This is a genomic window from Stenotrophomonas sp. KH_036_B (assembly GCF_057839485.1).
Window position 1 is genome coordinate 548612 of sequence record NZ_CM174491.1, and the last position, 13380, is coordinate 561991.

Here is a 13380-nt window from a genome sequence, read left to right on the forward strand (position 1 = left end):
ACTTTTTGAATGAGCAGCACGGCTGACCAGTTGAGCCGGGAGGAGCATGCCCGCATCCTGCGGGAGCGCATACTCCCATTAAGTGATTTCGATTCACTGACCTCCCATGAGCGACCTAAAGCAATCATCTTGGCAGGTCAACCAGGTGCGGGTAAGGGGGGGCTGGGCGACGCAGCCAGAGTGGAGCTCCTCCGCGATGTCGCTGTGATTGATCCAGACGCGCTCCGCGAATACCACCCGGGCACGCGGGACTTCCGTAGAGAGAATCCCGTCACCTGGTCCGGACGCACCCATCCTGACGCGAGTGCTTGGGCTGATGAGACCTTTGACGTCGCATCTGCCGGCAAGAAGAACCTGATTCTCGATAAGACCCTGGCGAACGGTGAGCGGGCGGTCGATCTGATCAAGGACCTCCAGCAGAAGGGCTACGAAGTGGAAGTGCGGGTGGTCGCCACCCACAAGCTGGAAAGCGAGCTCGGTGTAGATCAGCGATTCACCCGCAGCATTGATGGTCGAGGCCATGGTCGACACGTGCCCGAGTCAGCGCGCGATGCCATCTACGACAGCATTCCGCGCAGCTTGGATCTTCTCCAGGCAAAGACGGGTGTTACGATTCTCATCTACAACCGGGAAGGAGAGCTCCTTTACGACAGCCGTGTCGATCCACGGCCAGCTGGACAAGCTCTTGAGGAGGAGCGCACTGTCCGACTTCGAAATCCATCGGTAACGCAGAATCTGCGTAACCAAGGTGCCGAACAGTTGGATTGGCACGAAAAGGTACCAGAGCGCACCAACGATATCCCTGGCATGGATCGCGCCAGCCACGCCCAGCTCGTGCGCGAGCAGGCGTCGGAGGGCCTGCTTGAGAACGCAAAAGTTCAGGCGCAGGTTGGCGCCAGCGTTGACTCTGCATTCCGCCCCGGCGCTCCACCCGCTGTTGTCCATCGCGAGCCGCAAGCGCCAGACCTGAAGCGATTCGGATTAGGCATGGGCGCTACCGTCCTTGGCGCCGCCGCCAGCGCCTACGACGCCCATGAAACCGCTGAGCGCGTCGGCTCGCTGCTGAAAGAGCAGAACCTCCCTGCAGCCGAATCAGAGCTGACCCAGTTCGCCGCTCGTGGCGTAGGCGGCTGGGCAGGCGGAACGCTGGCTGCCGGCCTGGTAGGCACCACAGGGGCCGCACCGATGGCATTGATCGCCGCCGACGCCTATCTGTTCTCAGCGGCGTTCGAGAAGGCCGCGACCCTGCGAGAGAACCATTCCATCTACAACCAGCAGGACAAGGCTGGAGTCGACTGGAACTACAACGGTCACGCCTGGGTACGGGAAGCCTCGCTCGATCGAACGCAGGACGGGGTGGACAACCCCATCAAGCAGGATGTAAGCGCCACCTACGAAAAGACGCGGGAACTCAACGCATTGGCAAGTGCCCGCGCGGTGGCACTCGAGCTGGGCAAGGTGCCCGCTCCCCAGGATCCATTCAATGTGCCGGCTCGCGCGGGTGACCAGCGCGGCCTGGACAACACGAACTGGCAGCGCGACGCGCAGACCGAGCAATGGATGCGCCAGGTCAAGACCGGCGTCTCGGGTGCGAACGACCGTGGCAGCTACACCCAGGAAGTGGCAAGCCCGGAGCGTGCGCGGGAACTGGACCAGGAAGCGGTCGCGCGCATCAAGGACAACATCGCCAATGGTCGTGAGGCCGTGGCGGCCGCCTACCTCGAGAACCACGCTGCGCTTCGCTCGCAGGACTACGTCGCCGTGCCACCCGCGGTGGAATTCGCCAGGGCCAAGGCGGATGTGGCGCGTGGCTCAGACGACCGGCTCTACAGCCGGGATGAGGCAGGGCAGTGGACCCACGAAGGCGTCGCGGCGCACGGAAACCGCGCCCTGGAGCTGGAGCTGACCCGAGAGATTCGCCAGCCGTCGCTTGCGCAGTTCGACGCCTCGTTGGACGCCACGTTGGCGCGCCCCGCCCCGACTGCTGCTGAGGTGGATCGGAACGAGGTGCTCCACCGCTATCAGACCTACAACGTTCGCGTGCCCGAGGACTACCTGCCGGCCATCGAACTGGCTACGCAGCGCACACTTGAGGCGCAAGGCGTAACCGGTCGCACGGTACAGGAGCTGCAGCCCGGCGAATCCGGTCTGTACAGTGCGGAAAGCGCGATCGTGCACTACCAGATCGGCGAGGATGGCGTAGCGCACCGGATCGCGCTGACCACCCCGCAGGATATCCAGCAGGCACACCGGGATCTTCAGGCCCAGCGCTTGGAGCAGGCGCCCATCCACGATGCGCCGGAGCTGCGCATCGATGCGCTGTCGCCGCAGGAGCGCGAAGCGCACCAGCAGGCCCTGCATGAGGCAAACCGCCAAGGGGCCTCGGTTGGCGAAGCGGAGCAGGTAGCAGCCTTCGCCGCGATGGAAGCAGGTGGCGTGCGTGTTGATGAGGCGCGTTCGCCTCAGTTGCCTGAGGAAGCGCCACCAGCGCCCAAGCAGGTACAGACTGCCGATGCTGCCGTTCCTCAGATGGCCGCAGCCGCAGTGGCGGTCACTCCCGCGCTCACCGAGCGGGAAGCACAGCCCAAGCCCTCCCAGCCGACCGAGACGCCTCGCCAGGCGGCGCAGGAAGAAGCGGCACGGGCCGAGGAGGCGCGTGCCAGGGACGACACGGCCCGCACCGCAGAGCGGAGCGAGCAAGGCCGCCAGGAGCAGGGCGCAGCACCGGGCCACGCACAGCCGGCGGCCCAGCAGCCACAGGCTGCCTCGGCCCCGACGCAGGTGCCGCCGGCAGCACCGCTCAGCGCTGAGGCAACCGAACGCGCCGTTGCCGCTGCTCAGCTGCATCCACAGGCGGGTGCGACGAAGCAACCAGATGAAGCGCGCGCCCAGCACGAGCCGATTGAACGCGCGCGGGAGTCTGTGCCGCCGGCAAGGGAAGCGCACGGCGAACGTGAGCTGGCCGAGCCCTCCAGGAGCCAACCGAGCGAAACAGGCGAGCGTCTGCGGGGCAACCTCCACGCCGCAGCCATATCCTCAGATCCCAACGAGCAGCCTTCGCAGGTCCCGCAACGCGATGCGCATGCGCAGGACGCAGTGGCACCTACGCCGGTGCCACCAGAAGATGCTCCGGCGCATCAGCCCACCGCAGCAAAGGCCGACGCCGAGCCTTGGTCACCGGTAAATCCCCAGCACCCCGACCACGCGCTCTACCAGCAGGTTCGCCACGAGGTCACCGCGCTCGACGCCTCTCATGGCCGCAGCTACGACCAGACCAGCGAGCGCCTCACTGGCAGTCTGCTGGTGCTTGCCAAGAGCAACGGGCTGGATCGGGTGGACCACGTGGTGCTCAGCCGCCCAACAGCAGACCTGGCCGGCGGGCAAAACGTGTTCGTGGTGCAGGGCGAGTTGAACGACCCGGGCCATCTGCGCGCCAGCATGCCCACCGACCAGGCGGTAAAGACCCCGTTCGATCAATCCATGGCGCAGTTCGACGTGGCGGCGCAGGAGCAGGAGCAGGCGCAGCAGTTGAGCCGCCAGCGCGAGACCGAAGAGCGGCAGCAGGAAGTGCAGCGGTCCGCGATGAGCATGGGGTAGCGATTCCATGGCCTTCCCGACCTGGAGGAACCCGTGTAGTGCGGACGGCGCCATGCGGGAAGTTACACTCCCGCAGGACTAGACGGGTCGCGCCCACAAAGACAAAGGGAGTTGGCGCCATGCATGGACGAGCGCGGCTGTTGCTGGGGGCGGTGGCTGTTGCAGCATTGGTGGGCGTTGCACTCTGGCGGCAGGTTCCTGCAACGCGTGTTGCTGCGCCGACTGTGCAGACTCCGAAGGCTGCGGCAGTACAGTCGCCAGCTTCAGCAGGCATGCTCGGTGATGGCACGGGCGCTCATGCCGCCCGCGGCCGCCCTGCAGCGGCCGACAGGGTAAAGGCCTTCGAAGAGCTCAAGCAGCGTGCGAAGGCCGGTGACGCCGTGGCGCAACGCAAACTCGCGGAGGCCTATGACGCCTGCTTCATGGTCAACCTTGACCGCGAGGGGTTCATCAAAGGTCTCGACCTCAACAGACGCATGATGAGAGAGCCCGCACGGCCCGCTGTGCTGGAGCAGGCACTGGGCGATCGTGTCGCACAGTGTGACGCAGTGGATGGCGGGGCCATCGTGCCGCTGGACCTTATCCGTGGTTGGTACGCGCAGGCTGCCGAGAACGGCGACCTGCCCTCTCGTCTGATGGACAATGCGTTCAAGCAGAAGAGCCCGGATCCGGCCGAGTCTGCCCGGCTGCTTGAGGAGGTACTGGCGTCCAATGATCCTGCGGCTGTGTTCGCCATGGGGGGCACGCTCGTGACCAACTACAGTGTCACCCCGGATGACCCCACTGCGGCGCTGATGACAGGGGAGCAGGCCAGCTGGGCATGGATGGTGGCGGCGTGCCGCATGGGGTACGACTGCGGCCCCTCCAGCACGCTGATGGGGACGCTGTGTCTCGTCCAGAACGGATGTACTGGCGAAGACTTCGAGGCCTACTTGAAGAGGGATCTGCGCAGTAACGCGGAGCGCAGGGACCTGGAACGCAGGGTGACGGAGATACTGCGGTTGGTCGAGGGGCAGTGACCGGTCCTCCGCGGACAGTCAACCCATCCGCATGCTTCGTGACTCAACCTCGCGCTGATCCTGCTGGGTGCGCTGTTCGGTCTGCATCGCCAGCGCCTGCTGGTCCTGGCCAGCCACCTCCAGCCGTTGCAGCGACTGCTCCACTGGCGTCTGCACAGCCACCTCCGTCGGCATCGCAGCGCGTAGGTGTGCGGGGTTGCCGAGGTCGCCCTGCACCACGAAAATGTTGCGCCCCGCCGCAGCGTCGGTGGTGGCTTGGCTGAACACCACATGGTCAGCCCGGTCGAGTTTGTTCTCCACGGCCAGCGCGGTGAGGCTGGTCGAAAGCCTCTCGCTGGTCTCGTCAAAACTGCGTCCATGCTTGGCGTCCAGCGCTGCCACATGCTCGCGAATCTGCTGATACAGCTGGTAGTGCTCATCGCCCGGCTTCAGCCCTGCGATGCGGGTGCTCTGCTCCTGTCCGGGTGCGTCATTAAGAACCACCTTGGGTGTTTCGATGCGCTGCCGATAGGGGTCGTCCTCATGGAACTGGGTTCCCTTGTGTTGGCGCTCCAGGCGCACCTCGCGCGCTTCGTTCAGGCCTTCAATCACCCGTGCGTTGCGCTCCTGCATTGGGACGCCACCCTCGGTAAAGCGTTGCCATGTGCCCGCCTTCTCGTCGTATATGTGATGGTAGCTGCGGACACCGATGACATTAGGATCAACGGCCGGAAGTGCCTGATCCATCATGGCCACTTCATACACGCCCAGCTTTACCACGTAGGCGCCTGCCTGCACTTTCGGCATGGCGTCGAACGCGTGATTGGCTGTGTTCCACGCCCGCGCAGTTCCGCCCCTACCGTTGTTGAGCATTTGCTTCCAGACGTCCTCGGCGGCATCTTCGCTCAGATTCTTCCGCGCAGCTTCCAGCAGGATGCGAGGTGTCCAGCAGTTGGGATCCAGGCCGTGCTCGACGAAGGCCTTGTCATGCGCAACCTGTACATCTCTGCCTGGAAGGTTCAGTGCCAGGTCTGGCCGGCGCGAGCCCATCCAGTACTCGCGCCGTTCAAGGTCGCGATCCAGCAGGGTCTGTCCGAAGTCCTCCCACTCACGCTCTGTCAGTACGCGGTTCTGAAACCTTGGGTCGCGATCGTGCTGGTCACTGGCCTTCGATTGCGCGTAGGCATTCGCCACCTGCCCGGGCAGGTTGTCGTTGCGTACTACGCCGAGCGCCAGCAGCCCATAGCCGTCCGAGCCCTCGGTCTGCGCCAGGTAGTTCCAGTAAAGCTCACGGTTTCCCTTGGAGGCGTACTCCCGCAGGATATCGATATCCTTTTGATTCAATCCGCTCATGCGTTGTTCCTCCTGAACATCCTTGGGTTACTGCGCCTTGTAGCGTGCTAATGCTGCGCGGGTGGCTTCTTCCATCACCTTCCAATCCTTCAGCAGCACCCGTGGATAGAACAGGGTCACGCCAAGGTTGTCCTTGGTATCGACGAAGTAATGCGTGCAGCTGGCAACCTTGACCGTGGCATCGGGAACGAGCAGGTCGCCCTGGATCGCGAGGCCTTCGTTCCCACCTTCAGGGTGGTTGCACTTGATGAAGGTCGCCAGCTGGCCGTCAGGCGCCCGGACGATGTACCACTCGTCTTCTTTACGGGCGTTACGTGTGAGCGGTTGCCCACGCTTCGTCTCGTATTCCTTGGCAAACAACGCCATGCGATCTTCATCGATGGCATAGGGCGTCAGGCCAAACTTGCTGGCGCCAGCCTTGCGCAGATCCAGACGACGTCGGGGATCATTGCGATTGACCGACCCTTCCTCGGTGGTTGCCTGCGTATCGGTCAGGCGCGGGAGCAGCTCCGATGCCGAAACCGCATCCAGATAGTCGATTGAGGCGGTAATCGCCCGGTAGTGATCTTCCATGCTGCGTGTTGGGCGATCACCGGGAGGAGCTGCCTGCAGACCGGGCCACATGAAGGTCAGTGCGATGCCACCGCCAACGGAAGGGCCAATCTGGTCGTCGTACAAGTTGGCGGGGAAGGCATAGCGGTGCGGCCCCAGCTTCGCCTCCACCGGCGCCGTGGTGTAGGTATAGCCATCGACTGCGCGGCTCTGGCTCGAATCTTCAGACATGGCAGTCTCCTTGTATCCCTTCTCCGTGGGTGGGGCCTTTGCACAGGCGCTGGCGCTCAGGGCGACGGCGAGTGCAACTGTCAGGCACCGGCCGGATGACATCACGCTCATGGGCCATTCCATTGCATTGGTTGGGGTCAACTATAGGCCATGTCACCTTGCGAAGATGCATAGGCTGGGCATAGCTGTTGGCAACCTGACCCGGAGCGCTGTCGTTACGAACCACGCCACGTGCCAACGTTCCGTAGCCATCGGCTCCAGGAAGCTGGGAAAGGTAGTTCCAGTAAAGCTCTCGGTTGCCGGTATCCGCGTACTGCTCCAAGACTTCCAGATTGCGCGCAGTCAATCCACTCATATCCAACTCCTGTAAATGCGGGGATTACTTGACCTTGGAGCGATTCAAGATGTCCCGAATGGCCAGTTCCATGGCCTTCCAATCCTTGAGGAACACGCGGTTGTAGTTGATGCTGATGGAAAGGCTGTTTGCGATGTCGGCGATGTAGTGTGTGCAGCCTGCAATGGTGCTACCTGGAGCATCTACAATGTCATCGCCCTTGATCTCCAGGCCATCGCCAGAATGCTTCTGACTGTCGCATTTGATGAAGGTAGAGAGCGCGCCATCCGGTCCGCGCGCGATGTACCAGTCATCTTCGAACGCCGGGTTGCGTGGATGTGGGTGACGATACCTGGCCTCATATTCGCGGGCATAATCGACCATTAGCGATTCGTTGATGGCATAGGGAGTCAGCCCCAGTCGCTCTGGCTGGGCAACGCGAAGATCCAGTCGGTCGGCAGGATTTCGGCGCTCCAGCCCGCCGTCCGTTGTGATCGCCTCGTTGGACGAGAACCGTTCCAACAGGCTTTCGATCGGAACCCTGTCGACGTAATCCACCAGAACCCGAATCTCCTTTCGGAAATCATTGGTGCGCGGATTCACCCGAGCACCCGGCGGGGTTGGCTTCATGTCCGGCCACTCGATGATCAAGTAGAGACCTTCACCCCATGGGGAAATTTGGCTGTCGAAGTAGTTTGCCGGAATCTGAAAGGTGTTCGGACCCAGCTTCGCTTCAACGGGTGCATTGGTGTAGGTGCGACCATTGATGGTTCGACCGATTTCCGTTGCGGCAGGCGCTCCTGCCTGTTTCGGCGGCGGAGTCTGCGCACAGGCAGTGGCACTCAGCGTGATGCCGAGTGCAACCACCAGGCAGCGCCCGGATGGAAACGACATTGCATTCATGAGAAGTCCAAATGCTACTGGAGGGGCGAGCTGATCTCGTCAGGTGGCGGTCCCGGGAAAGGTTATCTGCCAGAACGACAGTGCCATTGGAAGAAACGAGGGCACTTGGAGCTGAAAGAATGCCGACTCCCGCTCAGGCTGCGGGTGGGGCAATCGCCAAGTGGTGTACTTCAAAGCAAATCACCCCATACGCATGCTTCGCGCTTCAACCTCGCGCTGGTCCTGCTGGCTGAGCTGCTCAGTTTGCATAGCCAACGCCCGCTGTTCCTGCCCGGCAACCTCCAGGCGCTGAAGCGATTGCTCCACCGGCGTCTGCACGGCCACGTCCGTTGGCATGGATGCCCGTCGGTGTGCCGGGTCGGCCAGGTCGCCCTGCACCACGAAGACATTGCGCCCTGCAGCGCTGTCGGCTGTCTGCGCACTAAGCAGTACGTGGTCCGCACGGTCCAACCCGTTCTGGCGGGTCAGTGCCATCACGCTGGCGGTCAGGCGCTCGCTGTTCTCGTCAGGGGCGCGGCCGTGCTTGGCGTCGATTGCGGCAACCCCCTCCCGAACCTGCTGGAGCAGCGCATACTCTGGATGGCCTGGCCCGATATCGGCCAGGCGGGTGGGCGCCTGCCGCTCGTCTCTGACTCCATCAATAGAAGCGGTTCTCGGGCTTGGGGTGATGGTGCGGTACGGGTCTTCCTCATGGAAGTGGGTGGCCTTCTCCTGCCGCTCAAGCCGTACGTTGCGGATATCGTTCAGTTCGGAGATCCGCTCGGGATTGGTCTCTTCCCTCGTGGAAACGCGGCCGCCGCCTACACTCACGTTGAGCCACTTCTTGTCCTGTTCGAAGTACATCGAGTAGAAGCTGTTGCCGCCGATCAAGTTGGGATCAACAGCAGCCCGGGATTCGGCAAGAGTCGTCACCTCCAGAGCAGTAAGCTTGATCATGTACTTGCCGCCTTCCCACTTCCCCATCTCTGCAACCGCGTCAAGCCCGGTCTTTCCTGCGCGATTAAAACCCAGGTTTTCATTGTCGAGCATGTTCTTCCATATTTGCTCGGCCTTCTCAGGTCCACTGTTTTGCCTTGCAGCCTCCAGCAGCACGCGTGGTGTCCAGCAGTTGGGGTCCAGCTCGTGTACTTCAAACGCGCGGTCGTGTGCCCCCATGACGTCTTTTCCGGGAAGATTCAGAGCCAATTCGGGCAGCTTCTGCTCCATCCAGAACTTACGGTACTCCAGGTCCTTCTCCAGAAGCGTCTGCCCAAAGCTCTCCCATTCGCGCTCGGTCAACGTCGCGTTTGCGAACTTCGATCCATTGTCGTGCTGAGTTCTAGCGTAGTTCTGGGCGTAACTGTTGGCGACGGCACCCGGAAGGTTGTCATTCCGGACAACGCCCAAGGCCAAGGTTCCGTATCCATCTGCACCAGGGAGCTGGGAGAGATAGTTCCAGTACAACACGCGGTTTCCTTGATCTGCATAGCTGGTCAGAACCCGCATATCCCGCTCGGTCAATCCACTCATCTAAAACTCCTGTAATAGCAGGGATTACTTGACCTTGTAGCGGGCAAGCACATTCCGGACAGACGCTTCCATGGCCTTCCAATCCTTGAGGAACGCGCGCTTATAGCTCAGCCTGATGGACAGGCTGTTCGCAACATCGGACATGTAGTGATCGCAGCTCGCTGCGACCTCCTTCGGTATGCTGATGACCTGGTCACCCTCAAGGCGAACGCCATCCTTGCGGAAGGCGGTGTTGTCGCACTTGATGAACGTGGTGAGCTCTCCACCCGCGCCACGGGCGATGTACCAGTCGTCCTGGTATGCGGGATTGCGCGTGTAAGGCCGGCCGTAGCGGACTTCATAGTCCCGCGAGTAGGCATCCATCAGGTTCTGGTCGATGGCGTAGGGGATGAGTCCCATGTGCTCGGGCTGGGCAACACGAAGGTCGAGACGGTCTTTGGGGTTTCTACGTTCTACGGAACTCTCCTCCGTGACCGCATTGTTGGACGAAAGGCGCTCCAGCGAAGTCTCAATGGGAGCCCGATCAATGTAGTCGATGAGTACAGAGATCTCTTTGCGGAAATCATTGGTGCGCGGATTCGCTCGCGCTCCCGGCGGAGTCGGCTTCATATCCGGCCATTCGATCACCAAGCTGACACCGTCACCCGGCCACGGCGCAATCTGGCTGTCCAGATAGTTCGCCGGAATCCGGAAGGTATTCGGCCCCAGCTTCACCTCTACCGGTGCATTGGTATAGGTGTGCCCATTGATGGTACGACCGGTTTCAGCTGGTTCCGACATGTTCGATTTCCCTTCCTGTTCCGTAGGCGGCGTCCGTGCACATGCGCTGGCGCTCAGGGCGACGGCAAGTGCAACTGTCAGGCACCGGCCGGATGACATCACGCTCATGGGCCATTCCATTGCATTGGTTGGGGTCAACTATAGGCAAAGTCCGCGGAACAGGACAGGACTACGGGGAGATGGCCGATGGATGAAGGGCGGCGGATTCACTACGACGTGACGCATCCAGCTTGCTGCGGACACATAGCCGAAGGTACACACATACGACGCGCCCAGAATGGTGCTGTCTTAAGAGCCAGTGCGAAGCGGGCACGCCCTCTCGACACTTTACCCATCCGCAGGGAGCTCAGTTGACTAGTGACCGGCTTAGCACGTCGCGCGTGGCGTACTCCATGGCTTTCCAATCCTTGAGGAACACGCGGTTGTAGTTGAGGCTGATGGAAAGGCTGTTCACGATGTCCACTATGTAATGTTTGCAGCTTGCAACGGTTTCGCCTTCTGCATCAACGATATCGTTACCCTCGATCTCAAGGCCGTCGGCTGAGTACTTGGCGCTGTCGCATTTGATGAAGGTAGTGATCGCACCATCCGGCGCCCGCGCAACGTACCAGGCGTCTTCGAAGGCAGGGTTGCGTGGATGTGGGTGGCCGTACTTGGCCTCATACGCACGCGCATAGTCCTCCATCAACGATTCGTTGATGGCGTAGGGGGTCAGGCCTAGCCGGTCTGGCTGGGCAACGCGTAGATCCAGGCGGACTGATGGATCCCGGCGCTCAATCCAGCCTTCCTCTGTGATGGAATCGTTGGTCACATACCGCCCCAACAGATCTCTGATCGGGACCCTGTCGATGTAGTCGATCAATACGCGGATTTCCTTGCGGAAATCATTGGTGCGCGGGTTGGCTCGCGCTCCTGGCGGCGTCGGCTTCATATCCGGCCATTCGATCACCAGACTCACGCCCTCACCAGGCCACGGCGCAATCTGGCTGTCCAGGTAGTTGGCCGGAATCCGGAACGTATTCGGCCCCAGCTTCACCTCTACCGGTGCATTGGTGTAGGTGTGCCCATTGATGGTGCGACCGGTTTCAGTTGCGTCCGACAGCTTCGATTTTCCTTCCTGTTCCGTAGGCGGCGCCTTTGCACAGGCGCTGGCGCTCAGGGCGACGGCGAGTGCAACTGTCAGGCAGCATCCGGAAGGCGACGACATTGCATTCATGAGCGATTCCAATGCTATTGGCAGGGGGCGCCGTCCTTGTCAGTTGGCGGTCCCGGGGATGAATATCTCTGCCAGGACGACTGTGCCATTGGGCGAAACGACTTCGGGGGGGACGGAAAGAATGCCGACACCGCTTATAGCGTTGAGCGTAGTAATTGCGAGGTGACGCACATCGTCATGGGACGATCCGCCTTCGTTGGCAGAGAAGAGAAGACCGTACGCGAGAGAGCAAAGAAATTCGAAGTCGCCGTCTGCACTCATGAACACGGGCTTCTGTTTCAGCATGGACTTCAGTGTCACTTCACGGGTCATGTCCAGGGAGTACGCCCACTCCCGCCGCGGCTCAAACTGAAAGCGATCTTTACCGCCTCTGAGACCAAGAAAGCCGACCCTCTCGCTGCCACGAAGGAACACGTACTGGTACTCGGCCGGATCACCACCGTCCGGCAACGCGCCCTGCAATCTGGAAAGCAGGATTCTGACGCCGCTCTCGTTCTCGATGGCGGAGCGTGGCTCTTGCTGCGAAATACTGGTCATTGGTTTTCCTTCCAAGCAAATCAACCCACCCGCACGCTGCGTGCCTCAACCTCGCGCTGGTCCTGCTGGCTGAGCTGCTCAGTTTGCATAGCCAACGCCCGCATTTCCTGCCCGGCAACGTCCAGGCGCTGCAGCGATTGTTCCACCGGGGTTTGAACGGCCACGTCCGTCGGCATGGAGGCCCGTCGGTGCGCCGGGTCGGCCAGGTCGCCCTGCACCACGAATACATTGCGCCCGGAAGCGCTGTCGGTGGTCTGCGCACTAAGCAGCACGTGGTCCGCACGGTCCAATCCGTTCTGGCGGGTCAGTGCCATCACGCTGGCGGTCAGGCGCTCGCTGTTCTCGTCAGCGGCGCGGCCGTGCTTGGCGTCGATGGCGGCGACACCTTCCCTGACCTGCTGGAGCAACGCGTACTCGGGATGGCCTGGGCCGATATCGGCCAGTCGGGTGGGCGCCTGCCTCTCGCCATTGACCCCGTCAATAGATGCGGTCTTCGGGCTTGGAGTGATTGTCCGGTAAGGGTCTTCCTCGTGGAACTGCGTGGCCTTTTCCTGGCGCTCGAGCCGTAATTTGCGGGTATCGTTCAGTTCGGAAATCCGATCAGGATTGGTTTCTTCCCTCAAGTAAACGTGGCCGTCGCTTACACCCACGTTGAACCACTTCTTGCCCTGCTCGGAGTACGTGGAGTAGAAGCTCTTGGCGCCGACCAAGTTTGGATCAACAGCAGCGCGGGATTCGGCAAATGTCGTAACCTCCAGCGCAGTGAGCTTGACGACGTACTTGCCGCCTTCCCACCGCCCCATTTCCGCAACGGCATCCAGCCCGGTCTTCCCTGCGCGATTGAGGCCCCAGTTCTCGTTGTCGAGCATGTTCTTCCAGATCTGCTCGACCTTCTCTGGGCCGCTGTTCTCACGGGCAGCCTGCAGGAGAACGCGCGGGGTCCAGCAATTCGGGTCGAGGTGGTGGGCTTCGAATGCGAGATCGTGCGCCTTCATTACATCTCTGCCAGGAAGGTTCAGTGCCAGGTCGGGCCTGAGCTCGTCCATCCAGAACTGGCGGCGCTGAAGATCCTGCTCGAGCAACGTTTGCCCAAAACTGTCCCACTGACGCTCTGACAGCGTCGCATTTGGAAAGCGCGACCCGTTGTCGTGTTGCTCCCTGGCGTAGCTCTGCGCATAGCTGTTGGCGACGGCTCCCGGAAGGCTGTCATTGCGTACTACGCCAAGTGCCAGCGTTCCATAGCCATCCGCTCCTGGCAACTGCGAGAGATAGTTCCAGTAAAGCTCTCGGTTCCCGGCCCGGACATAGCTCTCCAGGACCTTGACGTCTTGATTGGTCAATCCACTCATCTACGGCTCCCTGTAGTTCCG

The 13380-nt window shown here is 61.6% G+C and carries 10 protein-coding genes and 1 pseudogene; 2 read left to right on the forward strand and 9 right to left on the reverse strand.

Annotation, left to right across the window (positions count from 1 at the left end; translation table 11 throughout):
* The first annotated feature begins 9 nt into the window (after positions 1 to 9).
* Positions 10 to 3597, forward strand: coding sequence for a zeta toxin family protein (locus AC3ITN_RS02430; RefSeq protein ID WP_489391960.1), 3588 nt, complete (start codon positions 10 to 12; stop codon positions 3595 to 3597).
* 119 nt (positions 3598 to 3716) lie between these two features.
* Complete coding sequence (locus tag AC3ITN_RS02435; protein ID WP_489391961.1) at positions 3717 to 4616, forward strand: hypothetical protein; 900 nt, start codon at positions 3717 to 3719, stop codon at positions 4614 to 4616.
* A gap of 18 nt (positions 4617 to 4634) precedes the next feature.
* Here AC3ITN_RS02435 and AC3ITN_RS02440 read toward each other — a convergent pair whose 3' ends face one another.
* The 9 genes and pseudogenes from AC3ITN_RS02440 to AC3ITN_RS02480 form a co-directional block, all read right to left on the reverse strand.
* Positions 4635 to 5948, reverse strand: coding sequence for an XVIPCD domain-containing protein (locus tag AC3ITN_RS02440; protein WP_489391962.1), 1314 nt, complete (start codon positions 5946 to 5948; stop codon positions 4635 to 4637).
* A gap of 27 nt (positions 5949 to 5975) precedes the next feature.
* Positions 5976 to 6731, reverse strand: coding sequence for a hypothetical protein (locus AC3ITN_RS02445; RefSeq protein WP_489391963.1), 756 nt, complete (start codon positions 6729 to 6731; stop codon positions 5976 to 5978).
* A gap of 175 nt (positions 6732 to 6906) precedes the next feature.
* Positions 6907 to 7086: pseudogene (locus tag AC3ITN_RS02450) on the reverse strand (Smlt3024 family type IV secretion system effector); the annotation flags it as partial.
* A 24-nt stretch (positions 7087 to 7110) separates the two neighbouring features.
* Positions 7111 to 7968 carry a hypothetical protein gene (locus tag AC3ITN_RS02455; RefSeq protein WP_489391964.1) on the reverse strand — a complete coding sequence of 286 codons (858 nt, stop codon included), beginning with the start codon at positions 7966 to 7968 and terminating at the stop codon, positions 7111 to 7113.
* Positions 7969 to 8148: 180 nt separating this feature from the next.
* A complete protein-coding gene (locus AC3ITN_RS02460) occupies positions 8149 to 9477 on the reverse strand; it encodes an XVIPCD domain-containing protein (protein WP_489391965.1) in 1329 nt (442 codons plus the stop codon).
* A gap of 24 nt (positions 9478 to 9501) precedes the next feature.
* Positions 9502 to 10365: a Smlt3025 familytype IV secretion system inhibitor gene (locus AC3ITN_RS02465; protein WP_489391966.1), complete on the reverse strand. Its 864-nt coding sequence runs from the start codon at positions 10363 to 10365 to the stop codon at positions 9502 to 9504.
* A gap of 238 nt (positions 10366 to 10603) precedes the next feature.
* Entirely contained in the window at positions 10604 to 11473 is an 870-nt protein-coding gene (locus AC3ITN_RS02470) for a Smlt3025 familytype IV secretion system inhibitor (protein WP_489391967.1), read from the reverse strand.
* A gap of 39 nt (positions 11474 to 11512) precedes the next feature.
* A complete protein-coding gene (locus AC3ITN_RS02475; RefSeq protein ID WP_313347917.1) occupies positions 11513 to 12010 on the reverse strand; it encodes a hypothetical protein in 498 nt (165 codons plus the stop codon).
* A gap of 20 nt (positions 12011 to 12030) precedes the next feature.
* Complete coding sequence (locus tag AC3ITN_RS02480) at positions 12031 to 13359, reverse strand: XVIPCD domain-containing protein (protein WP_489391968.1); 1329 nt, start codon at positions 13357 to 13359, stop codon at positions 12031 to 12033.
* Positions 13360 to 13380: the final 21 nt, after the last annotated feature.